The 22,366-nt window shown below is 43.9% G+C and carries 22 protein-coding genes and 1 other RNA gene; 21 read left to right on the top strand and 2 right to left on the bottom strand.

The features are described 5' to 3' along the window. Positions 1-141: 141 nt before the first annotated feature. The 9 genes from CYQ88_RS02230 to lnt all read left to right on the top strand — a co-directional run bounded on the left by CYQ88_RS02230 (position 142) and on the right by lnt (position 9,774). Positions 142-1,089: a hypothetical protein gene (locus CYQ88_RS02230; RefSeq protein ID WP_101839721.1), complete on the top strand. Its 948-nt coding sequence runs from the start codon at positions 142-144 to the stop codon at positions 1,087-1,089. Further along, positions 1,089-1,949: a type II secretion system protein gene (locus tag CYQ88_RS02235; RefSeq protein ID WP_101839722.1), complete on the top strand. Its 861-nt coding sequence runs from the start codon at positions 1,089-1,091 to the stop codon at positions 1,947-1,949. The genes CYQ88_RS02230 and CYQ88_RS02235 overlap by 1 nt, the downstream gene beginning before the upstream one ends. Beyond that, on the top strand, positions 1,950-3,332 hold the full coding sequence (locus CYQ88_RS02240) for a type II secretion system protein (RefSeq protein WP_101839723.1): 1,383 nt from the start codon (positions 1,950-1,952) through the stop codon (positions 3,330-3,332). It begins immediately after the preceding gene. Positions 3,333-3,454: 122 nt separating this feature from the next. Further along, on the top strand, positions 3,455-4,015 hold the full coding sequence (locus tag CYQ88_RS02245) for a prepilin-type N-terminal cleavage/methylation domain-containing protein (RefSeq protein WP_101839724.1): 561 nt from the start codon (positions 3,455-3,457) through the stop codon (positions 4,013-4,015). A 139-nt stretch (positions 4,016-4,154) separates the two neighbouring features. Continuing rightward, a complete protein-coding gene (gene miaB / locus CYQ88_RS02250; RefSeq protein WP_101839725.1) occupies positions 4,155-5,597 on the top strand; it encodes a tRNA (N6-isopentenyl adenosine(37)-C2)-methylthiotransferase MiaB in 1,443 nt (480 codons plus the stop codon). Between the two features lie 110 nt (positions 5,598-5,707). Beyond that, positions 5,708-6,676, top strand: coding sequence for a PhoH family protein (locus CYQ88_RS02255; RefSeq protein ID WP_101839726.1), 969 nt, complete (start codon positions 5,708-5,710; stop codon positions 6,674-6,676). Next, complete coding sequence (ybeY, locus tag CYQ88_RS02260) at positions 6,673-7,152, top strand: rRNA maturation RNase YbeY (RefSeq protein ID WP_101839727.1); 480 nt, start codon at positions 6,673-6,675, stop codon at positions 7,150-7,152. The genes CYQ88_RS02255 and ybeY overlap by 4 nt, the downstream gene beginning before the upstream one ends. Positions 7,153-7,236: 84 nt before the next feature. Next, positions 7,237-8,172: an HlyC/CorC family transporter gene (locus CYQ88_RS02265; RefSeq protein WP_101839728.1), complete on the top strand. Its 936-nt coding sequence runs from the start codon at positions 7,237-7,239 to the stop codon at positions 8,170-8,172. Positions 8,173-8,241: 69 nt separating this feature from the next. Beyond that, the gene (lnt, locus tag CYQ88_RS02270) at positions 8,242-9,774 is read left to right on the top strand and encodes an apolipoprotein N-acyltransferase (RefSeq protein ID WP_233188787.1); all 1,533 of its coding nucleotides are present in this window, start codon (positions 8,242-8,244) and stop codon (positions 9,772-9,774) included. A 10-nt stretch (positions 9,775-9,784) separates the two neighbouring features. On the opposite strand, the gene CYQ88_RS02275 is transcribed toward lnt, so the two are convergent. Continuing rightward, entirely contained in the window at positions 9,785-10,147 is a 363-nt protein-coding gene (locus CYQ88_RS02275) for a hypothetical protein (protein WP_101839729.1), read from the bottom strand. A gap of 72 nt (positions 10,148-10,219) precedes the next feature. On the opposite strand from CYQ88_RS02275, the gene leuS reads away from it, so the two are divergent. Genes leuS through CYQ88_RS02295 form a run of 4 tightly spaced genes read left to right on the top strand, consistent with a single transcriptional unit; the run spans position 10,220 to position 15,748 of the window. Then, positions 10,220-12,841: a leucine--tRNA ligase gene (gene leuS, locus CYQ88_RS02280; RefSeq protein WP_101839730.1), complete on the top strand. Its 2,622-nt coding sequence runs from the start codon at positions 10,220-10,222 to the stop codon at positions 12,839-12,841. A gap of 3 nt (positions 12,842-12,844) precedes the next feature. Beyond that, the gene (locus CYQ88_RS02285) at positions 12,845-13,432 is read left to right on the top strand and encodes a hypothetical protein (RefSeq protein ID WP_101839731.1); all 588 of its coding nucleotides are present in this window, start codon (positions 12,845-12,847) and stop codon (positions 13,430-13,432) included. After that, positions 13,429-14,442: a DNA polymerase III subunit delta gene (gene holA / locus CYQ88_RS02290; RefSeq protein ID WP_101839732.1), complete on the top strand. Its 1,014-nt coding sequence runs from the start codon at positions 13,429-13,431 to the stop codon at positions 14,440-14,442. Before CYQ88_RS02285 ends, holA begins: the two co-directional genes overlap by 4 nt. A gap of 34 nt (positions 14,443-14,476) precedes the next feature. Next, positions 14,477-15,748, top strand: a complete 1,272-nt coding sequence (locus tag CYQ88_RS02295) for a glutamate-5-semialdehyde dehydrogenase (protein ID WP_101839733.1) — start codon at positions 14,477-14,479, stop codon at positions 15,746-15,748. On the opposite strand, the gene CYQ88_RS02300 is transcribed toward CYQ88_RS02295, so the two are convergent. Further along, complete coding sequence (locus CYQ88_RS02300) at positions 15,735-16,421, bottom strand: DNA-J related domain-containing protein (protein WP_101839734.1); 687 nt, start codon at positions 16,419-16,421, stop codon at positions 15,735-15,737. The genes CYQ88_RS02295 and CYQ88_RS02300 overlap by 14 nt on opposite strands. Before the next feature lie 38 nt (positions 16,422-16,459). On the opposite strand from CYQ88_RS02300, the gene nadD reads away from it, so the two are divergent. From nadD to ffs, 8 genes are all read left to right on the top strand, one after another. Then, entirely contained in the window at positions 16,460-17,101 is a 642-nt protein-coding gene (gene nadD, locus CYQ88_RS02305; protein WP_101839735.1) for a nicotinate-nucleotide adenylyltransferase, read from the top strand. Positions 17,102-17,159: 58 nt separating this feature from the next. After that, positions 17,160-17,516: a ribosome silencing factor gene (gene rsfS, locus CYQ88_RS02310; RefSeq protein ID WP_101839736.1), complete on the top strand. Its 357-nt coding sequence runs from the start codon at positions 17,160-17,162 to the stop codon at positions 17,514-17,516. A 12-nt stretch (positions 17,517-17,528) separates the two neighbouring features. After that, on the top strand, positions 17,529-17,999 hold the full coding sequence (gene rlmH, locus CYQ88_RS02315; protein WP_101839737.1) for a 23S rRNA (pseudouridine(1915)-N(3))-methyltransferase RlmH: 471 nt from the start codon (positions 17,529-17,531) through the stop codon (positions 17,997-17,999). A 51-nt stretch (positions 18,000-18,050) separates the two neighbouring features. Continuing rightward, positions 18,051-18,944 (top strand): patatin-like phospholipase family protein, encoded by an 894-nt coding sequence (locus CYQ88_RS02320; RefSeq protein ID WP_233188788.1) that lies wholly within the window; start codon positions 18,051-18,053, stop codon positions 18,942-18,944. A 30-nt stretch (positions 18,945-18,974) separates the two neighbouring features. Then, positions 18,975-19,916, top strand: a complete 942-nt coding sequence (locus tag CYQ88_RS02325) for a hypothetical protein (RefSeq protein ID WP_101839738.1) — start codon at positions 18,975-18,977, stop codon at positions 19,914-19,916. A gap of 36 nt (positions 19,917-19,952) precedes the next feature. Further along, positions 19,953-20,345, top strand: coding sequence for a hypothetical protein (locus CYQ88_RS02330; protein ID WP_143483749.1), 393 nt, complete (start codon positions 19,953-19,955; stop codon positions 20,343-20,345). A gap of 130 nt (positions 20,346-20,475) precedes the next feature. Next, on the top strand, positions 20,476-22,104 hold the full coding sequence (locus tag CYQ88_RS02335; RefSeq protein WP_101839740.1) for a hypothetical protein: 1,629 nt from the start codon (positions 20,476-20,478) through the stop codon (positions 22,102-22,104). A 139-nt stretch (positions 22,105-22,243) separates the two neighbouring features. Beyond that, positions 22,244-22,340: signal recognition particle sRNA small type (gene ffs / locus CYQ88_RS02340), an RNA gene on the top strand. Positions 22,341-22,366 lie beyond the last annotated feature (26 nt).

The following is a 22,366-nucleotide window of genomic DNA, read 5'->3' on the forward strand; positions in this document are numbered from 1 at the left end:
TTTCCTCAAATATTAACGGGCCTTGCGCCCGTTTTTTTTTGTCTAGTGTTTAGGTGGTTAATTTTTATAGGATTTAGGATGCCTTTAATCTGAGGTGCTTTGGCGTATAATCTAAGAATGATTTTAGAAAGGGCTTAACACGTGCATAAGCAACAATCTGGTTTTATTATGATGGTATTGGTGGTTATTATGGTCATTGGTGCCACTGCTTATTTTGGTGGTTTTGGTGAGAATCTAATGTTTCATCAGAAAGCCAAACTGGCCGAACGTGATATTGCGAACACCTTGAAAATTAGAGAACAGCTTTTACGTTATGCTATTTTTCAGCCAGAGCTATACGAAAGTGACCCAACAGGCGGAACGGGTTATGCACTAAAAACCTTGGATACTATTCCAGCTCCTGGCTATTTACCTTGTGTGGATCTAGATGGAGATGGAGAAGTGTTAGCAGCGGAAACCAGTTGCGGTAATCCAACCGTATCTGGAGATGACACGACGGGATTTGTGGTGGGTTTTTTACCGACCGATTTTAGAACCCGAAATATTTTCTTTGGCGGGGCTGTGCCTAAACAGTTTTATTATGTTTTAGATGAACGTTTTGCGAATGGGAATAATTTGTATCACAATGGTTCGACTGGACGATTTGCTCCGCTCAATCCGGATACTCTGCCGCAAGGACGTTTGAATTTAAATGGTCGAGAAGGTTATGTTGCTTTAATCATTGCTCCTGGTGAGCCCATTACGATGCAGGATGGGACAGTGCAGGATCGATCGCAAGCTGGCGATGCCGTAGTTCGAATAGTAGATTATTTAGATAAGCGTTTTGATGACTCTGGAAATGAAATTAATGGCAATGCCGATGGTGATCGGTTTTTTTTCAGTCAGGCTAAAAATAATTTGGGAATTAATGACACCATTATCGGTATTTCGTTTCAGGAATGGCAAGCTGAAATGCTTAATCGAGTCTGTTCTCAAAAAGCGCGTTTAGAAGCAATCGACTCGTCTGAGGCTTTTTGGTTTAATGCCTACAATGAAATTGATAATCCAGCCGGTTCCGATTGGCGTGCCTTTATGGGTGGGTGTCCGTGATGTCTGATAGCAAACAGCAAGGGGTTACGTTGGTAGAAATATCTTTAGCGCTGTTGCTGATTGGTATCTTGACCACGGGAGCACTTACGTTAAACGGGGTATTTAGACAGTTAACCAAAGCTGAAGAAACGAAAGAACAAATGGCTCAAATTAAAATGGGGTTGATGAGTTATCTTAAGGTGAATCGCTATCTACCCTGTCCAGATACGAACTCCGATGGTTTAGAAGATAGAAGAATCAGTATGGGGGTGTCTGTTTGTCAGTCTCGACAGGGGACATTGCCCTATCAATCGTTATCGGTCAGTGATAAAGACGCTTGGGGCTCCCCTTTTTATTACAGGGTGAATCCGCGCACTGAGCAAAGCCAACGAATAAATGACTTGTGTGAAACCGCAAGCATTTTTGGATATTCAGGTGCTAGAGTTAGACCGGATTCATCAGCTATGTGTGAAAAAAACGGTGTATTTTATTGTGATAAGTGTGGGGATGTCTGCAGCGGATCATGTGAATACAATACCGATGTCAGGCAAAACGATTCGCCGCCCTATTTTAGTCTTCATACGCCACCCAAGGGCGCTGAAAATGCGGACGGTTACAAAAACATGTTAGTGCTTAATGAGCAAGGTGCCGAATTTGAGAATGCTATCGTGGTGATGGTGGTTTCTTTTGGCAGCAATGGAACTCAAACATGGCTTGATTGTGAACAGGCTACGTCAACCGCCAGTCCTGAACGTCAAAATTGTGATAATGACTCGGCGGGGGTCTTTCAAATTGATACCTCTGATTATTTAGATGACTATCTGGCTTGGATAACCTTGCATGATGTTAAGCAAGCAATGATTGATGTGAGAGGGTTTTAAATGGTAAAGCGTCAAAGAGGTTTTTCATTGGTTGAGTTGGCAGTCGTCATGGCTATTATTGGTATTATCAGTGCAGGGCTAATGCTGTCGCTTAGTGGTCAAAGGGATGTCGTTAAGTCCTCCGACTCACAAAAGACGTTAGCGCAAATTAAAAAATCTTTATTGGCATTTGAGTTGGTAAATCGATATCTACCTTGTCCAGACACGAATGCAGATGGAGTTGAAAACAGAACGAATAACGCCTGTAGTGCAAGTTATGGGGGGGTGCCATTCCAAGATTTAGGCTTGAGTTTAGCGGATGTTCAAGATAGTTACGGGGTCGCTATTCGTTATGCAGTAAATCAAGGCACGACAACGCTTGCAAATATGCAAGACGTAGGGCATTCAGCCAGTTATTTTTGTAATTTAGGCTGTAGCATTGATGGTGCTTTGCCAGCTTTTAAGTTAACAACGCCGCCCTTAGTAGGGAATTTGGGCTCAGGCAATTTTACCATTTGTCATCCTTCTGCCACGGCCTGTACATCGGGTGCCATTAGTAGTCAATATTTAGCAGATGGATTATCCATTTTATTAGTTGCATATAATGCGAATGGACGTCAACTGGCTGCAGGTTGCTCGGGACTATCAGTTAGAGAAGCTGAAAATTGCGATACGGATTTGCTCTATTGGGATTATTTTTTGACTAAAAACGCACAAAACTATTTTGATGACCAACTTTTGGGGATTTCTGGTTATGAAATTAAACAAGAATTGCTCAAAAATGATTCAACTGCTTTGAATTCGGTCGGGTCTGGCAATAACGGTTCAGAAGATAACTCATTGGTCACGCCACCACCTGTCCCTACTAACCCAGACACCACCATTATTGGTGATTATAATGATGCCAGTCAATACACACCACTCAGCGGGAATCGTGATGATTCGGTTAAAATTGAGGGGAGTTTAAATGCACCTTTGGATTTAAATAATGGTGATAATGACTTGACGGTAGAGGGGGATCAGAATGCATCAGTGGTGGTCGGGTCGGGTATCGATAATTTGTATATTACTGGTGATGCTAAATCAACTATTACCTTGGGTCCAGGCAACGACTTTTTGACCCTTATGGGGGATTTAACGGCATCTGGATCTATTACCGCTAGTAGTGGGGATGACTTTGTATATGTGGCGGGAAATGTATTAGGTGCAATTGATTTAGGTTCGGGCAACGATCAGCTGCGAGTGGATGGGGATTTAAATCATGCCATTGAAGGTGGGCCCAATACAGATGTCATTTATGTCAATAAAACCCCAGCGGAATGGGGTGCTTCGGGCCAAATTGCTTATTTGAACGGGTTTGAACGGATTCGTTTTAATGATGGGACGGATCAAGATTTGCCCTAAAATACAGGTAATCTTCAGTCCAGGTTATGTAAAATAAATTATTAATAATTTCTTCTTTTTATTTGTTATTAAGAATCGCTATACTATATCCATCTCATTACAAAAATTAATGGAGAGATGTTATGAAAACTTCGAGTCAGAAAGGGTTTACACTGGTTGAAATAGCTATAGTCCTGGTTATTATTGGCCTGTTACTTGGTGGTGTGTTAAAAGGACAAGAATTAATTGCTAGTGCAAAAACAAAAAATATTCATAATGATGCTCAAGGCATTATTGCGGCTATGTTGACCTATCAAGATCGGTATGGTGTTTTGCCAGGGGATGATGATTCTACAGCTATCGCCACAGCAGCTTCAACCCAAGGAAATGGCAATGGAGAGCTGGAGGATGCTGAAAGTGATGCATTTTTTGAACACTTGCGTGATGCGGGATTGTTGAAAGGTGAAGGAACCACTTTTCCGACGCATTCTTATGGCGGAACCATTGAATTAGATGAAGATGCTTATACCAATGCTCAAGGCAATAACCTATGTTTTATGGGAGTTCCTGGAGAAGCAGCGGATGTCGTTGATCGTCAAAATGATAATGGTAATCCAAGTACGGGGTCAATTCAGTCTGACAATGCTGCAACGACTTATACGGTTGATGGCACCACGACTTATGATTTGTGTTATAAGTTATAAAAAGTGATTTTAAGTTGTTTAAAAACCGCCAACTGGCGGTTTTTTTGTTTTTGGTGTTTTGAGAGTGGATTATGGTAGAATTCCGTCCCTAAAATTTTTATTGTTTCAATTACTTCTGTTTCTTTAAGGTTATTAATCTATGTCGGCTGAACACAAGAACATCCAAACTGATTCTCCCTTTACTGGAGGCGTGTTTATTAAAACTTACGGATGCCAAATGAATGAGTATGATTCAGATCGGATGGCAAAACTGCTGAAACAAACCTTCGGCTTGGAAATGGTCAATGAAGCAGATAAGGCTGATGTTTTAATTTTAAATACCTGTTCAGTGCGTGAAAAGGCCCAAGAAAAAGTGTTTGATGAATTAGGGCGCTGGAAAAAGTGGAAGCAACAAGCGCCAAACCGGGTGATTGCGGTTGGCGGCTGCGTCGCTTCACAAGAGGGTGACGTAATTCGTAAACGTGCGCCGGTTGTGGATGTGATCTTTGGCCCTCAAACCTTGCATCGTTTGCCTGCTATGATGATAGAAGCTTTAAGCTTGCGTGAGCAGACACAAGCAAATAAGAAGCTCAAAAAACACGCGATTATTGATATCTCTTTTCCGGAAATTGAGAAGTTTGATAACTTGGCCGCCCCTGAATCGAATGGTGTTTCTGCCTTTGTTTCGGTGATGGAAGGCTGTTCCAAATATTGTACTTTTTGTGTGGTGCCCTATACGCGCGGTGAGGAGTTTAGTCGTCCTTTTGCCGATGTCATGGCTGAAATTGAGAGTTTGGCAGAACAAGGGGTTAGAGAAGTTAATTTGCTTGGGCAGAATGTGAATGCCTATCGAGGGGTAATGGCTGATGGCGATATTGCCGATTTAGCGCTGTTGATTCATCATGTGAGTGCAGTAGAAGGCATTGATCGAATTCGTTTTACGACGTCCCACCCGAATGAAATGACGCAAGAGTTAATTGATTGCTATGCGGAAGTACCTGAACTTGTTTCACATCTACATCTGCCGATTCAATCAGGTTCGGATCGAGTGTTGGCAATGATGAAACGCAATCACATGGCGATTGAATATAAATCGACTATTCGTAAAATTCGAGCCATTCGACCGAATTTAAGTTTGTCAGGGGATTTTATTATTGGTTTTCCTGGCGAAACCTGTGATGACTTCAAGCAGACCTTAGCACTTGTTGAAGCATTGAATTATGATCGTTCATTTAGCTTTATTTACAGTCCGCGTCCCGGTACGCCTGCTGCTAGTTTGCCAGATGATGTTTCATTGGAAATGAAAAAACGTCGGTTGACAGCGTTGCAGGCAATGTTGAATGACCAAACAGCGGCAATTAGTGAAGCCATGATAGGGACAGTTCAACGAGTATTGGTCGAGCGACTATCACGCAATGAGGTGGATGAGGTCTCGGGACGAACGGAAAATAATCGTGTTGTTAATTTTCCAGGTTCTCCAGAGTTGATCGGACAATTTGTCGATGTGGAAATCACCGACGCCTATACCAACTCTCTAAAAGGGCGATTAGTCGCAATGCCCGAAGCAGAGAAGTTTCAATCGCGTCAGTACCATGCACTTTAAGTGTGATGCTAAAGTGCGCGAAAAATGCAAAAATATCCTATTAATTTCATTGAAATTCATTACAAATTGATTAAGATGAAATCTCTCCTTGCCCTAAATGGACATTTTCATTGACACCACTGCAAACGATACAGTTTCAATTAACGCCTGAAGATAATGCGGCTTTAGCCAATTTATGCGGTTGGCAATCGGAGCACCTTTCGCAGTTGGAACTGCGATTAGGTGTGGAGATTAACCATCTTGGCTTTCAGTTTAGTGTGACAGGCTTGGCAGATCGACTTGTTAAGACTGAGCAATTGATTCGAGACCTCTATCAACAGGCACACAATGAATCTTTAGATCCTTCGCAAATACATTTGGCACTTCAAGCGATTGGTTGTTTTGAAGATCAGGTTGTTGAGCCCACGCAGAAGCTGATTAAAACCCGAAAAAAAGTGATTAAAACCCGCAATGCTAACCAATCCAATTACATCCAGTCCGTTGAAGATTGCGATGTGAGTTTTGGTATTGGTCCAGCGGGAACGGGCAAAACGTATTTGGCTGTGGCTACCGCAGTTGCGGCACTCGAATCGGAGCAGGTTCGACGCATTATTTTGACGCGCCCAGCGGTTGAAGCAGGTGAAAAACTGGGGTTTCTACCAGGCGATTTGAGTCAAAAAGTCGACCCCTATTTGAGGCCCTTGTTTGATGCCTTGTTTGAGATGCTTGGTTTTGAAACGGTTGAGCGCTTGATTGAAAAGCAGGTCATTGAAATTGCGCCTTTGGCCTTTATGCGTGGCCGTACTTTAAATGATTCATTTATGATTCTAGATGAAGCACAAAATACCACTGTTGAACAGATGAAAATGTTTTTAACTCGGATTGGTTTTGGTTCCAAGGCAGTGGTCACAGGGGACATTACCCAATGTGATTTGCCTAAACATCAGAAGTCGGGTTTGCGTCATGTGATTGAAGTTTTAGAAGGGGTGCCTGATATTGGGTTTACATTTTACCAGTCTCAGGATGTGGTTCGGCATCAGTTGGTGCAAAAAATTGTCCAAGCGTATGATCAGTTTGATCGACGAAAGGAAAGGCCATGATTCATTTAAATTATCAAATTGCAGTTTCAGATGAGCAAGCAAAAGCGTTGCCGACAGAAGCTGAAATGCTAAATTGGATTGATGCAGCCATGCTGGATGATCGGCGAGATGGCGAGACGGAAATTGCCTTGAGGGTTGTTGAGCCTGAAGAAATCCAAATGCTGAATCGTGACTATCGAGGGAAGGATAAAGTAACCAATGTATTGTCTTTTCCGTTTGAAATGCCACCAGGCCTGGTCGATTTAGGGGAAGAATTACCTTATTTAGGCGATTTAGTTATTTGTGCAGCGCAAGTCGCGCAAGAAGCTATTGATCAGCAGAAGTCGTTAAAAGCACATTGGGCGCATATGGTAATACATGGTTGCTTGCATTTACAGGGATATGACCATATAGATGACGACGAAGCGAATGAAATGGAAACGTTGGAAGTGGATATTTTAGCTGAACTCGGGTTTTTATCGCCTTATGAAAATTAGTTTTTGACACGACAATATCGGCGTTAAGTGTGAAACACCTTGATTGACGAATAATAATTTAATTAGATGGAGAATAAAACGTTCATGAGTGACAGTCGCAACGGTTCGACTTGGTTTGAAAAATTAGCCAAACTCTTTTCAGATGAACCAGAGAGCCGGGAAGATTTGGAAAGCTTTTTAAGAGAAGCTCAGTCTCAAGATTTAATTGATAAAGATGCCTTTTTAATGATTCAGGGCGTACTGAATGTGTCCGAAGCACGCGTGCGAGATGTGATGATTCCAAAGGTGCAGATGTCTTGTGTGGATGAAGCGGATGAACTGGATACCATTTTAGAGCATATGTTGGAAGCGGCTCATTCCCGTTATCCTGTCTTATCGGCTGAATCGGATGAAGTGGTTGGTATCTTATTGGCAAAAGATGTTCTACGGGCGGTGGTCAAGCATGATTTAAAAGAGAAGTCGCAGTTGCAGGAACTTTATCGAACCCCTGTATTGGTGTCAGAAAGTAAACGGTTGAATGTGTTGTTAAGAGAATTTAAAAACAGCCGAAATCATATGGCTTTGGTCGTTGACGAGTATGGTGAAGTGGCTGGGCTTGTCACCATTGAAGATGTATTAGAACAAATTGTCGGCGACATTGAAGACGAACATGATGAAGACGAAGATCATATTCAAAAACACTTGTCTGGTGCTTATGCTGTTGCATCGATTACCTCTTTGCATGAATTCAATAGCTTTTTTAATAGCGACTTTGATGATGAAATGTTGGAAACCATTGGTGGTTTTATTGCCAAACAATTGGGAAAAATCCCGGAAACAGACGAACAATTTGAAATGAATGGTTTGCAATTTACCGTTCAAAAAGCTGATGAACGTCGAGTTGACACTTTTTTGGTAGAAGAAAGGTCGGTGTTGGATCGAGTTGAACAACCAGAAATGGCTGAGACGGTAAGTGAATCGGCTGTTGCCGATTTACCTTCGAATGCAAGTGAAGACGCCCCGGCTTCTGCTAAATCTTAATTGACAGGTTTCTAACGATGATGACAGTCTTTTTTTATGTTCTTTCCCCTACGGCTTGGTCGGGTCAGCATGATTAAAAAAGTATTGCATTTTTTTCTGTTAGATCGAAACCGTCTGATCGCATTGGCCTTAGGTGCCCTGATGGTTGCGGCTCATGCGCCTGTTGGCTTGGTTCCTATCGCCTTGATATCGCTTGCTGGACTTTTTTGGTTGTGGCAGCAAGTGGACACCCAAAAAGCGGCCATCCAAATTGGTTTTTGGTATGGCATTGGTTTTTTCGGCGTTGGGGTCAGTTGGCTGATCTCCAGTATCTACATTTACGCGGGTGTCCATTTGGCCTTATCAATATTGGCAACCACTATTTTTGTGCTTTTTCTGACTAGTTATTTTATGTTAGCGGGCTGGTTGGTGGCTTGGCTAAAACGTCCAGGTCAGCTCGGCGTTAATTGGGCCTTGCTGATGCCAACGGTCTGGGTGTTAGCCGAAGCTTTGCGAGCATCCCTATTTGGTGGCTTTCCATTCTTATTGACTGGCAATACGCATGCACTTACTTGGTTAGGTGGTTATGCGCCGTTATTAGGCGTTTTAGGTGTCAGTTGGGTGGTGGCTATTTCCGCTGGCGTTTTGTTGTGGTTGGTGATATCACGGAGTTGGGTTTTAGCGCCGATGATTTTAGCGGTATTCTGGCTAAGTGGTGCAGCGCTTAAGAATGTAGAGTGGGTTGAAGCAGATGGTAAGCCAGTGAAGGTGGCGTTAATACAAGGCAATATTCCACAAGATCAGAAATGGTTGCAGGAACAGTTCTTACCCACGTTACAAACCTATGTATCTTTGACAAAGCAGCATCTGGATGCGGATGTGGTGGTTTGGCCGGAAACGGCGATTCCCGATTATTATGATCGAGTCGAAAAGGGCGCTTTACGCAACTTTATTCGTGATGCGCAATTATTAAATACCGACATTTTAGTGGGGGTGATTACCCGAGATTTAGCGACCAAAGCTTATTACAATGCCATCGTCAATGTTCATCAACCGGATCAGGTTTATCAAAAACGTCATTTAGTCCCTTTTAGTGAATTCTTTCCTTTTACCGATCTGTTTAAGGCATTGAGTTTATTGTTTGATGTGCCTTTTTCATCCTTTTCCGCAGGGGAGGATGACCAAGCTCCTTTTCAATTAGGGGTTCATAAGGTGGGCATGTCGGTATGTTATGAGATGGCATTTGGCGAAGAATTGGCCATAAGTGCTATTCAGTCAGATTACTTGCTGACCGTGAGTAATGATGCTTGGTTTGCGCATACTTTAGAGCCAGCACAACAAGTTCAAGATGTACAGATGCGTGCACTGGAATTGGGGCGAGAAATTGCCCGCACCACCAATACGGGCTATACCGTTATTGTTGGGGTAGACGGTCAAATAAAACAATCGATCGAAGCTTATCAAACGGGTGTTTTAAGGGGCGAAGTCCAACCTTATAGGGGAGAAACGCCCTTTATGACATGGCGCCAATGGCCGGTTTTTGGTTTGTTAGCGCTGGTTTTGGCGGTATTAGTTGTCAATCGTTGGCGCTTTAAAAAAGAAATGCACCTAGAGACAACATGAAATCAGTCGGTTAATCTTTTAAAGCGGCATTTAATCTTAAACGCAGCACCATTAACTCGGTTGGATCCGCAAGACTGAGCGCTTTTTCTTCTAAATATTTTTCAATAATAGGCAGGTCCATTTCCACAAAAGATTCAACGCCTTCGTTGAATTCTTCAAGGGTGGTGGCCAATTCAGTAATGTCGGCTTTGAGATCGTCCTGTACCTGGTTGAGTTCTTGTTGCGTTAATTGCTCTAAAACCGATTCTTTTTGTTGAATGGTTTCGACCAACTCTTTGAGTGTATCCCAACTTTTGAACTCTGCTTTAATTAATGCTTCTCTTGCGCTTTGTAAAAGATGCCGATAAGCCTGCCCCATTTTATTTTCACTCATTATGATCCCCTCAGTTTTGTTCTATTTTGTTATAATTCAACCAAATTAATCATAACAAAAAGCAAACGAATCATGTCAACAGAATTAACCCCTGAATACCAACCGCAATCGATCGAAACAGACCTGCAAGCGACCTGGGACCAACAGCAAGTTTTTAAGGCCACAGAAAACTCTGATAAGCCTTCTTTTTACTGCTTGTCGATGTTTCCCTATCCCAGTGGCAAGCTGCATATGGGGCATGTTCGAAATTATACGCTAGGAGATGTGGTCTCGCGCTTTCAGCGAATGCAGGGGAAAAATGTATTGCAACCGATGGGGTGGGATGCCTTTGGCTTGCCGGCTGAGAATGCTGCTATGGCGCATCAGGTCGCACCTGCAAAATGGACCTATCAAAACATTGATTACATGCGCCAACAGTTAAAGTCTCTGGGACTCGGCTATGACTGGAGCAGAGAAGTGGCGACCTGTCATCCAGATTATTATCGTTGGGAACAGTGGCTGTTTACCCGTTTAATGGCAAAAGGCCTAGTATACCGTAAGTTGTCAGTGGTGAACTGGGATCCGATTGATCAAACAGTTCTGGCAAATGAACAGGTGATTGACGGCAAAGGATGGCGTTCAGGCGCACCAGTCGAGCGTAAGGAAATTGCTCAGTGGTTTTTACGTATTACCGATTATGCGGAAGAGTTATTAACCGATTTAGATCAATTAGATGGTTGGCCTGAACAGGTTAAAACCATGCAGAAAAATTGGATTGGCAAATCAACTGGTTTAGAAATTCAATTTCCAATGGTTTCCGGTTTGGATGGCTCTGAAGACCCTTTAAAAGTTTACACCACTCGCCCGGATACCTTAATGGGTGTGACCTATGTCGCGGTTGCAGCTGATCACCCTTGGGCACGTAAAGCGGCCGTTCAAAATGAGCCCTTAGCGGACTTTATTGAAGCTTGTTCGCATGTTTCTACTGCGGAAGCGGATATGGAAACCATGGAGAAAAAGGGCATTGATACCGGAATTCGCGTTCAGCATCCTTTGACCGGTGAAACCTTGCCTGTTTGGGCGGCTAACTTTGTGTTAATGGGGTATGGAACCGGTGCGGTGATGTCGGTTCCGGCGCATGATCAGCGTGATTATGAATTTGCCAAAGCCTATGACTTGGCAATGAAAGTAGTGATTGGCAAAGCGGCTGACCAACCCGCAGAGGTGTCTGAAGCTGCCTTTACTGAAAAAGGTATTTTAGTGAATTCGGGTCCGTTTGATGGTCTAAAGTCAAAGCAGGCCCTATTTGAAATGGCCAAGGTGCTTGGTGAAAAGGGGTTAGGGGAAAAGCAAACCAATTACCGATTGCGAGATTGGGGAGTGTCACGTCAGCGTTATTGGGGGTGTCCTATTCCGGTGATTTACTGTCCTGCTTGCGGCGCCCTGCCTGTGCCTGAACAGGATTTGCCTGTTCGTTTGCCGGAAGATGTGGTGCCGGATGGCGCTGGCTCGCCTTTAGCGAAATTAGATTCCTTCAAGAAATGCAGCTGTCCACAATGTGGCGGACCCGCTAATCGTGAAACCGACACATTCGATACCTTTTTTGAGTCGTCTTGGTATCACGCGCGTTATACCTCTCGTAATAATGATCAAGCCATGTTGGACAAGACGGCAGCTGATCATTGGCTGCCCGTGGACCAATATATTGGCGGTATCGAGCATGCCATTTTACATTTATTGTATGCTCGATTTTTCCATAAGTTGATGCGGGATGAAGGACTGGTGTCCAGTGATGAACCCTTTAAAAACCTGTTAACTCAAGGAATGGTTCTGGCCAGTAGTTGGTATTCTCAGGATAACACTGGAAAACAGACTTGGTATTCGCCGCTGGATGTGGAACCGATTACTGATGATAAAGGCGCGATTATTAAAGGTCGTCTCAAATCTGATGGCACCGAAGTGCAATACGGTGGCATTATTAAAATGTCGAAGTCTAAGAATAATGGTATTGACCCACAAACGCTGATTGATCAATATGGTGCGGACACACTCAGGCTTTATATTATGTTTGCCGCACCACCAGAGCAGACTTTAGAGTGGTCTGATTCAGCCGTGGAAGGCGCGCATCGTTTTCTGAACCGAGTATGGCGACAAGTTCATGCGCACACTCAACAGGGAACGGTGATCGCCTGCCAGTCCAATGAGGGATTAAATAAGTCTGAAAAAGTCCTGCGTCTAAAATTACATAGCACTCTGCAAAAAGTCACGGATGATATGGGACGCCGTATGCACTTCAATACTGCCATTGCTGCGTCAATGGAGTTGTTAAATGAAATTGGCCGTTTTGAATCAGAGACAGATCAAGGGCGAGCGCTGATCCAGGAAGCGTTAGAAGTATTGGTATTGATGTTGTCGCCGATTACGCCGCATATTGCTCAGACATTGTGGCAAACGTTAGGTCAAACAGGGTTAGTTTTGGATGCGTCTTGGCCAAAGGTAGATGAAAGTGCTTTGGTAAAAGATGAAATTGAATTGATGGTGCAGGTGAATGGCAAGCTCCGAGGCAAAATTGAAGTGGCTGCGGCAGCCGATAAGGATACCATTTTGGCGGAAGCCAAAGCCAATGCTCAGGTCGCTAAGTATGTTGAAGGCAAAGACATTGTCAAAGAAATTGTCGTGCCAGGTCGTTTGGTCAATATCGTGGTAAAGGGTTAGTTGATGAAGTCCCGCCATAAAAATAACCAGGCCTGGGCGTTTTTAATGGCTAAGTCGCTACTGTTGTCAGTGTTGGTTGCCTCCTTAATGGCTTGCGGGTTTCATTTAAAAGGCATGGGTCCCAATGCGAAAGCCTCTTTTCAGTCAGTCTATTTAGCAAAGACCACGGGTGTTCGGGCGGATGCGCTGAAAACCTTTATGCAATTACTAAAGGCCTCGGATGTCAAAGTGGTCGATTCTGTCGCTTCGGCTGAACTTTCAGTGTCGCTTGACGCAACCGTTTATGAGGTTTCTCGTACCAGTATGTCTGGGCAAGGCGATACCACTTCAGAACTGTTGAAAATGAGCCAAACTGTCAGTGTACAAAGAGTGGCAACTGAAACCCTACTGATGACGGCAACGGTGAACAGTTATCGAGATCGCCGCATTGAAACGGCAGCGGCTTTAGGGTCCAGTCGCGAATTACAGGATATTCAACAACAAATGGCGTTTGATGTCGCCAATCAGTTGATTGACCGAATCAATCGTGCGTATCAATTAAAACAGCCATCAAAACCAACGCAAGCTAAGGATCAAGGTGAACAGCCATGATTATGGCGCCAGCTTACCTAAAACAGTTGGCGCAATCGGCGACCATTCAACCCATTACATTGGTTTTTGGAGAGGAACCGTTATATATTCGGCGAGTCGTTGATGCTTGGCGGGCTTCGCTAAAGGCGCAAGGCTATTTGCAAAGAGACCGATATGAAGTGGATGCAAATTTTAAGTGGGATGACCTTAAAATGGAAACCCAAGCGGGTACCCTCTTTGCCGATTTGCGATTGATTGAATTGAATATACCCAAAGGGACACCTGGAAAAGAGGGCACGGCTTTTATCCAATACTGGTGTGCGTTGCAACACGCTCTGCCGCCAGAAATTTGCATTTTAATCAGTTGTGAAAAACTGGATGGTCGTCAATTAAAAACCAAGTGGGTTCAAGCAATTGAATCTGTTGGGATGGTGGTTCAGTCAAAGCCGATTGAAGGTGTCGCTTTGCAAAAATGGTGTCAACAACGCGCTCAGGAAATTGGGTTGTCACTAGAATCAGAGGCAGCGGCATTGTTGGCAGAAAGGGTTGAAGGGAATTTGTTGGCGGCTGATCAGGAAATTGAAAAGCTGGGGCTATTATTTTCACAAGGGGCTGCCATCCTTCCACAGGATATTATCGATAATGTGGCAGATCAGGCGCATTATCAACTATTCGCATTAAGTAGTGCGATGCTGTTAGGACGCACTCAGTATGCATTGCAAATTTTGCAACGCTTGCATCAGGAAGGGTTAGAGGCTCCGATTGTTTTATGGTTGTTGTCAAAAGAATTGCGCTTGTTAATTGCGATTGATCAACGGAAATCGCAACAGTCTTTACCACAAGTTTTTAAGCAGTTGGGCATATGGTCTTCCAAGCAAGGCGAGTTTCAAGCGGCGATGACGCGTCATCAAGGGGACTATTGGCAGCAATTATTACCCAAAGCATTAGAAGTCGATTTAATGGTCAAAGGGGTTCGCCCTGGAGATGAATGGCAAGCCTTATCCGAATTGGTATTTAAAATAGCCTGTTAGGGGTCGCAATCAAGTTGTAATGAGAGGATTAAACATGACAGATGAATTGAATCAAGATATCAAAGCTTATATGCAAACCTTGGGGCAACAGGCTCGTAAAGCCTCTCGCCAATTAGTGAGCGCATCCACCGCACAAAAGAATGCGGCGTTGGAAGCGATTGCAACAACACTTGAACAGAAAATGGCTTGGTTGATTGCTGAAAATCGTAAGGATTTAGAACAGGGCGAAGCCAATGGTTTAGATGCAGCGATGCTGGATCGCCTTTCCCTCACTGAACAAGGCGTGGCGGCAATGGCTGAAGGCGTAAGACAGATAGCGGCTTTAAAGGATCCGATTGGTCAAATTTCGGATATGAGTTATATGCCTTCCGGAATTGAAGTGGGCAAAATGCGCGTTCCGCTTGGGGTCGTGGGGATTATCTATGAATCACGGCCTAATGTGACCATTGATGCGGCTGCACTCTGCTTAAAATCGGGGAATGCGGCTTTATTGCGTGGTGGTTCGGAAGCGGCACATTCAAATCGTGCTTTGGCGGCCTGTATTCAAGAGGCAGTGACTAAAGCGGGATTGATGGCCGAAGTAGTGCAAGTAGTTGCGACCACGGATCGATCGGCAGTCGGTGAAATGATTACCATGCCGGATTATGTCGATGTCATTATTCCTCGCGGTGGCAAAGGGTTGATTGAACGGATTAGTCAAAGTGCGCGCGTCCCGGTCATTAAACATTTAGACGGCATTTGTCATGTGTATATTGACCAAGATGCGGATGCTGAAAAGGCTGTGCGCGTTGCCTTTAACGCCAAAACCCACCGCTATGGGGTTTGTAATGCGATGGAAACGTTGCTTATAGCCGAATCAAGAGCGGCTGAAATCCTACCAGGCCTGGTTGAAATGTATCAACAAAAAGGCGTGGCCTTGCGTGGTTGTGAAAAAGCGCGTGCGGTGGCTGAAATGGAAGCCGCAACCGATGCGGATTGGGCAACCGAATATTTAGCGCCGATTTTGTCGATCAAAGTGGTGTCGAATGTGGCTGAAGCCATGGACCATATCTTACAGTACAGCTCGGGACATACCGAGTCCATCATTACTGAAAATGTGACGACGGCTCGTCAATTTTTAGCCCAAGTGGATTCGAGCTCAGTGATGGTGAATGCATCTACGCGCTTTGCAGATGGCTTTGAGTATGGTCTGGGGGCTGAAATTGGTATCAGTACAGATAAGTTTCATGCACGTGGCCCTGTCGGCTTAGAAGGGTTGACGTCGCAAAAATATATTGTTTATGGTGATGGTACTATTCGTGAATAATCGGGGTCGTTTGGAGGTGCTTTAACAGCACTTCTTTGGCGTGGCAGATGGCATGAAAGGCTTCTGCTTCACCGCCTTTGTCAGGATGGTGAACTTGGGAAAGGATTCGAAACTGTTTCATCACCACTTTGGCGCCGTTTTCTGGGTCTAGTGGGGTTGAAATCTCGAGACACTGTTTGGCCTCATGGATATCTGCATCACTGTATCCTTTCGATAAGGCTGATTGATCGCCAAAGCTTTGCCAAAATTGGGCGATGAGGTCAATGACATCCCGTTCCTGAGTAGTTAAGAAGGTCTCGTAATCTAGGTAGTAGCGCTTGATTTCATCCGATTCTGTGATGGCAAAAGCGGTTTGTTCAAGTGATGCCTGATCACTCTTTAAACAAATTTCCAAAGTATGAATGCACAATCGCCCTTTGTTTTGTTGTTGCCACTTGTCTTGTAAACGATAGAGTAAATGAAACAGCAAAAAGTGCCCGCGAAATAAGGCAAGTGGTTCTAAAGACGGCGTGAATTGTGAAAACCCTTGGTCGACTAGGTATTTCATTAAGTCGTATTCTTTAAGGGTGTCGCCTTGTTTAAGACGATGGTACACCACTTCTTCAAATTGGGGGGGGAGGGGTGGCTGAGTCGGATTGGTAAATGCTGGATTGGCGTGGGTATCGCTTGACATAGTTGGTATAATACCAAAAAAATCATAGAGAAGTGACTTTGAAAACCAAACGTTTAATCGGTATTAATGGTGGAACTTTTGATCCGATCCATTTTGGCCATCTTCGGCCTGCACTGGAAGTACTGCATGCGTTAAACCTGGATGAAATGCGATTTATGCCGGCGTGTTTGCCTGTGCATAGGTCTCAACCGTTGGCTTCGATAGAACAGCGATGTGACATGATTGAGCTGGCAATTCAACATCAGCCCAAGTTTGTTTTAGAACGTTTAGAGGCTTCAATGGGCGGTTTGTCTTATACCGCTGATAGCTTAGCTCAGTTAAAACAAGCCGAACCGGGTGCCAGTTTTGTCTTAATGATGGGTACAGATGCGTTTGCCAAATTTGATACCTGGAAAGACTGGCAATCGATTTTGACACTGGCCAATATTGTGGTCACTCACCGGCCGGGTGAACCCTTGCCTCGACAAGGCACCGTTGGCAAAATCTTCATAGATCATTGGGCCCCGCATTTAACGCAGAGCGCGGGACAGATTGTTGACTTGCCCGTTACCCAGCTAGATCTGAGTGCAACGATGTTGCGTTCCTATTTGGAATATGGTGATCCAGTAGACTATTTGATGCCTGCGGATGTTGCCGCTTATATCCAACAAAACCATTTATATCAATCTTCAATTAACTAGTGTCGTGATGAACGATACACGCCGTTTGAAACGGTATAACCAAAGAGAACCCTGCTAGATGATGAATGCCGAACAAATAGAAAGTCTTGTTGTTTCAAGCTTAGAGGATGCTAAAGCGCGTGATATTCAGGTGTTAGATGTCTCTCATTTATGTTCCTTTACCGATAAAATGGTTATCGCGACGGGTACCTCAACCACCCATGTTCGCTCAACCGGTAATGCGGTTGCTCAAGCTTTTAAAGATGCTGGTGAGCCGCCAATGGGCGTAGAGGCTGGTCCAGAACCTGATTGGGTGTTAGTCGACCTTGGCTCGGCGGTGGTTCATGTGATGACAGAATCAGCAAGAGCTCATTATCAATTAGAGAAGCTTTGGGATATTAAACCCAGTACCAGTGTTCAATCGGAACAGGATTAGTCAGACACAAAGATGGTTATTCATTTTATTGTCGTTGGGCAAAAGATGCCGCAATGGGTGCAAACGGGCTATGGCGAATATGCAAAACGCTTACCTGGCGCCTGTTCGCTTAAATTGGTTGAAATTCCCATGGCGCAAAGAGGTAAAAGCGGATCGGTTAGTCAATATAAGGCTGAGGAAGCCAAGCGTATTCTTGCAGCGGTGCCCAAAGGGGCAAAATTAATTGTGTTAGATGAAAACGGTCAGATGCCATCAACAGTCGGGTTTTCAAAGAAGTTAGATGACTGGCTAGTATCGGGACAAGATATCGCGTTGGTTGTGGGCGGTCCCGATGGTTTAGATGGGGCTTTGGTGCAACAAGCCGAGTGGGTATGGGGTCTGTCTAAACTAACCTTACCTCACCCCTTAGTGCGAGTGATGGTAGCAGAACAAGTTTATCGAGCTTGGTCGTTATTGCAAAACCACCCTTATCATCGTGCTTAGCCACAAAATGACCAGGCCTGGTCATTTTAAGTAATCTTTAGGAGGCGTCGCTTGAGTGAAAGAGATGTTGTGACACAATCCAACAAAACGGTTTCTTTGGTCTTAGGCAGTGGCGGTGCCAGAGGGATGGCGCATATTGGCGTTATTCGTTGGTTGGAAACGCATGGATATCAAATTCAATCTATCTCAGGATCTTCGATTGGCGCACTGGTCGGCGGGATTTATGCAGCTGGTAAGTTGGGTGCCTTTGAGGAATGGATGCTGAAAATGGATAAAGTCGATATCCTAGGGTTATTGGATTTGGCGTGGCAGCGAAATGGCTTAGTGAAGGGTGAAAAATTGATGAAATCTCTCTCTGAGTTAATCGGTGATGTTCAGATTAAAGAGTTGCCCATCGCTTTTACCGCCGTAGCCACTGATATTGCTCGTCAACGGGAAGTCTGGTTGCAATCTGGTCGCTTATTAGACGCCATTCGGGCTTCCATCTCGTTACCGTTATTCTTTACGCCATACCCGTTAAATGGCGTTGATTTAATGGATGGTGGTATCTTGAATCCAGTGCCGATTGCACCAACCTTTAGTGATAACACGGATTTAATTGTCGCAGTGAGTTTAAGTGGTGACATTGAGTTGCAAGAGCCAACTTCAGCAGAACACGATGATCAAGCGAGCTTCCTTCAGCAATTTAATCAGTGGATGCAGTCACTTCGGAGTCCGCAAACACTCGCAGACATGCGGCCTAAAGGGCTATATGAAATTGCGGACTTAGCATTTGATGCGATGCAGAATACGATTGCTCGGCAGAAATTAGCTGCTTATCCAGCCGATGAGATGATTGAAATTGCCAGTAATGCCTGTGGGATGATGGAGTTTGATCGTACGCAAGAAATGATTGCATTAGGCTATGAAGTTGCGGATAAAAATTTTCGAGATAAGCTAAAATAAGCGAATTATTTATTTAGTGAGATTGATTGAGTGCCTTTTTGGTTTGAAAAAGAAGATGCACGTCGTTTTCGGCGTTTAGATATTTCTATAAAAGCAGTTGTTCGTCCGCAGGAGAGTCTTAAAGAAACGCCTATTTTTGCCTATGGCATTGACTATTTTCCCTCTTCTGTACAGAAGCGAATTAAAAAATCTAAAAAAGCACTACGGCATTGGGTGAGCCATATTCAAGATCAGCAGGATATTTTAGAACCTTTCTTTAGTGATTTTGAACGCTATATAGACTTTTTTGGAGACTGGACTCATAAGCTTGCTCATGGGCAGTCACCTCGGATGAATCGTAATGACTGGCTGGCATTTCATGGATATGCAAAAGGCGTACAGCGGATTCAATCTATCAACCAATCGGCGCCTAAGACGTTTCAATATTTTGATGCCCTTAACCATAAAATGATATTGCATTTTCAGCATCTATCTGGATGCTTTGAAAGTTCTAACGCAACTAGTTTTAAAGCCCCACCGCCGTTACCAAGTAATTTTGTCATCGATCAAAAAGCGAAGCGTTTTGAGCCGGATACCTTTCAAAATGTTCCCTTGGCACAGGCGCTCTATCATTTAAACGCGCTGATGGCGCATTATTTTAATGCCTATCAAAATTTAGTTGATGATATGACATTATCGAGAACACCACAAAACTGGCCCAAACTGGAGCTCAATTTAAGTGAATGCGGGGCTGCGATTTTTGTACCTAAACGGTTTAGTGCTGATAAACGCTATAAGATACTATTTTATTTTGATTCCTTTAACAGAGCATTAGAAATGCCTTCGGTATTAGTCCGTAGTATATATGATCAAAATAGAAATTTAGAATGTAATGCATTTGACTTTGTTTTTCCCAATTCACACTATCAGCGTCTGATCCAATTGGAAATTGACCGTTATGAAATAACCCAATCTAAAAAGGTTTATCGCTAGGTGCCTAGTCTACATAGTACTCCCGAAGCTTTTTTTATGAATCAATTGCCATTTCCCGTAAGGCCAGCGGCGAAAGAGGTCTTTTTGTATCAATCTTTAGCTGATGCGATAATGTTAAAAAAGGGGAAGGTATCACGAGATTTGTCGATACGATACCAGTTAGATCAAGCACAATGGCGCATGGTTGCAGATGCGGTGATCTTGGCAAGATTGCCTCAATATCGACTGTTGAATTATTTTGATATTGAGTTGCTTGTCTTTCTTGAATTATTATTTCTAGATGCTTTGAATATGCCTGGTTTTTCCAGTGAGGAAGCCGTCAAGCAGATTGAACGTGATGCGCAAACTTTAGCGAGTTGGGTGCGTCATTTACAGAAGCTCATATCTCGATCTAAGTTAAAACGGCTGAATGGCAACTCAGCAAATTAATGTTATGATTTGAAGGTATTTATCGATGCTAAGCATTAAAATATCTTGATATGCTTATGCGTTTGTTCTGGTATTTGGGCTGCTCTATAATGAAACTCCAGCCAATTGGGTTTTGCAAGGAGCACATATCATGAATACCTCGGCCTTTAATCTCTTTGTCCTTTCAATCAGCATTTTAAGTCTTCAGGGATGTGGCGGTAGTTCTAGCTCCAGTTCCTCTGAATCCACTTCCGATACATCACAAGACCAAACGCGCGATTTATCCAGCTTTCCACAAAGTTTGATGGTGGCATCTCCTACTGAAGTCGATACCGCAGATAGTTTAACCCGATCCATGCCTAGAGCCGTTAGCTATCATGGTTATGCTACTCAACGGATTGATCAATTATTGTCAGGTGATACCCCTTTGCGGGATGTTTTTAGTGTCGAAAATTTTTATAAGCTGGCAGCCAATGCCACTTGTTTTGGGCCTGAGTTAAAGTATGCCAATCACCCTGATGGTACACCTGCCTCAGGAAGTCTGCCTACTGGTGATTTAGGATTATGGACTGAAAAAAATGGCACAACGAATGAAGCCTGTTCTGCCGCGCAGCTGAACACCCAAATGAATGGGGTGCGTAGTCGAAATTTTGCAGGCTTGAGTGTGCTGGCCAGTTTGATCGATGCCTTATATGATAAGGGGGAAAGCTTACCTGCTGATGGCGAAACCAAGACTTTAACGACCGAGATGAATGCCAAATCGATTGCAAATACCAGTTTTACGTTAGCGACACTGAGTCGAAGTGGAACGAAATATACCTACGTGGTGAATATGACGTATACAGGAAAGCGGGGTAATGATTCAACGCCTCAGGATTATGATATCGCGGTGACGCTTACGCATGCGCCAGATAGCTCGGGAACCTATAGTGGCAATATGAGCTATCAAATACAAGACAAATATCAAGGTGGAACCTGTTCATCGCTTTATTCAACGTCATTTTTCCAAATCGCGCGAAAAGGCAGTCTGACCTATGAAAAGAAAGCCGGAAATGCATTTTTATTAGATGCACGTGAAGCACAATACTGTAGTGATACCTTAGATACCTCAGCTCATACGTCAGCAAATCAATTATCAGCGACCACGCCTTATTCGAGTTCAACGCCCTCTGGGTGGAGTGATAATTTTAACTGGTTTAAAGCATCGTTTGATCAAACCGATCTGTCTGGAGACTATGCATATGCTTGGCAGGCTGGACCAAATGATTCCCATAGTCGGGTATTGAATGTGGGGTTAAACCCTTCAAGTGTTAGTGATGAAACCGGTTCAATTAATGCCGATGGGGAAGCTTGGTACGGTTATGGCGGTTCCTTAACCAATACGGCGACGACTATTGGTCAGATTAATGGGTTTATCTGTAATTGGGCTGGCCCTGGCTCGACCAACACCTTGGTTGAAAAGGCTCAACGTCAGTTCATCTCAAAAGGAACCAGTGGATTGTATGAGACGGTCACAGGTGGGTCGAATTTAACCTATGCGCCGACCAATTCTTGTTTGTACTCAGGGAGTAGCTTCCAGTATGACCGCGATTTGAGTGGCGTTCTGGATAGTGCTGATACGGTTAAAGTGGTGAGCGGATCACCCGGTTCAGGCGAATTACAGTACCAACTATTTCCTTATACTGGATTATATTTTACAGATACCACGACTTACCCTAATATTGAAAGCATTATCACGGCAAGAGGATTTAGTTTGCCGAGTGACCCCAGCACGCCATAAAAGACAGGCGGTTGAATCTCGAATGATTAAGCAGGGTTCGGTGCGAGTTTAAAAGTATTTTTATCGAGGGGGTTGAAGATTTATTTCACCAAGAGGCTTTAAATTTTTAGCAAATCGTGTATCATTCATCGCGGTGACTTGTTCGTCCCCTCGCGACGATAGGTTGGGAACCCCGCCAGGTCCGGAAGGAAGCAACGGTACCTTCTGATTCGTGCGCCGAGGTAAGGCGGGCAAGTTGCCACTTTTCTATTTTTTATTTCTT

Origin of the sequence: Hydrogenovibrio sp. SC-1 (genome assembly GCF_002848135.1) — a bacterium.
GTDB lineage: Bacteria > Pseudomonadota > Gammaproteobacteria > Thiomicrospirales > Thiomicrospiraceae > Hydrogenovibrio.

What these genes read in the sequence shown, in the direction of transcription:
- leuS (WP_101839730.1), top strand. Translation starts at nt 10,220, where the DNA reads ATGTCAACAGAATTAACCCCTGAATACCAACCGCAATCGATCGAAACA.
- rlmH (WP_101839737.1), top strand. Translation starts at nt 17,529, where the DNA reads ATGGTTATTCATTTTATTGTCGTTGGGCAAAAGATGCCGCAATGGGTG.
- CYQ88_RS02245 (WP_101839724.1), top strand. Translation starts at nt 3,455, where the DNA reads ATGAAAACTTCGAGTCAGAAAGGGTTTACACTGGTTGAAATAGCTATA.
- CYQ88_RS02275 (WP_101839729.1), bottom strand. Translation starts at nt 10,147, where the DNA reads ATGAGTGAAAATAAAATGGGGCAGGCTTATCGGCATCTTTTACAAAGC.
- CYQ88_RS02240 (WP_101839723.1), top strand. Translation starts at nt 1,950, where the DNA reads ATGGTAAAGCGTCAAAGAGGTTTTTCATTGGTTGAGTTGGCAGTCGTC.
- CYQ88_RS02300 (WP_101839734.1), bottom strand. Translation starts at nt 16,421, where the DNA reads ATGTCAAGCGATACCCACGCCAATCCAGCATTTACCAATCCGACTCAG.
- CYQ88_RS02330 (WP_143483749.1), top strand. Translation starts at nt 19,953, where the DNA reads ATGAATCAATTGCCATTTCCCGTAAGGCCAGCGGCGAAAGAGGTCTTT.
- CYQ88_RS02265 (WP_101839728.1), top strand. Translation starts at nt 7,237, where the DNA reads ATGAGTGACAGTCGCAACGGTTCGACTTGGTTTGAAAAATTAGCCAAA.
- lnt (WP_233188787.1), top strand. Translation starts at nt 8,242, where the DNA reads ATGATTAAAAAAGTATTGCATTTTTTTCTGTTAGATCGAAACCGTCTG.
- holA (WP_101839732.1), top strand. Translation starts at nt 13,429, where the DNA reads ATGATTATGGCGCCAGCTTACCTAAAACAGTTGGCGCAATCGGCGACC.
- CYQ88_RS02335 (WP_101839740.1), top strand. Translation starts at nt 20,476, where the DNA reads ATGAATACCTCGGCCTTTAATCTCTTTGTCCTTTCAATCAGCATTTTA.
- CYQ88_RS02295 (WP_101839733.1), top strand. Translation starts at nt 14,477, where the DNA reads ATGACAGATGAATTGAATCAAGATATCAAAGCTTATATGCAAACCTTG.
- miaB (WP_101839725.1), top strand. Translation starts at nt 4,155, where the DNA reads ATGTCGGCTGAACACAAGAACATCCAAACTGATTCTCCCTTTACTGGA.
- ybeY (WP_101839727.1), top strand. Translation starts at nt 6,673, where the DNA reads ATGATTCATTTAAATTATCAAATTGCAGTTTCAGATGAGCAAGCAAAA.
- CYQ88_RS02285 (WP_101839731.1), top strand. Translation starts at nt 12,845, where the DNA reads ATGAAGTCCCGCCATAAAAATAACCAGGCCTGGGCGTTTTTAATGGCT.
- CYQ88_RS02235 (WP_101839722.1), top strand. Translation starts at nt 1,089, where the DNA reads ATGTCTGATAGCAAACAGCAAGGGGTTACGTTGGTAGAAATATCTTTA.
- rsfS (WP_101839736.1), top strand. Translation starts at nt 17,160, where the DNA reads ATGATGAATGCCGAACAAATAGAAAGTCTTGTTGTTTCAAGCTTAGAG.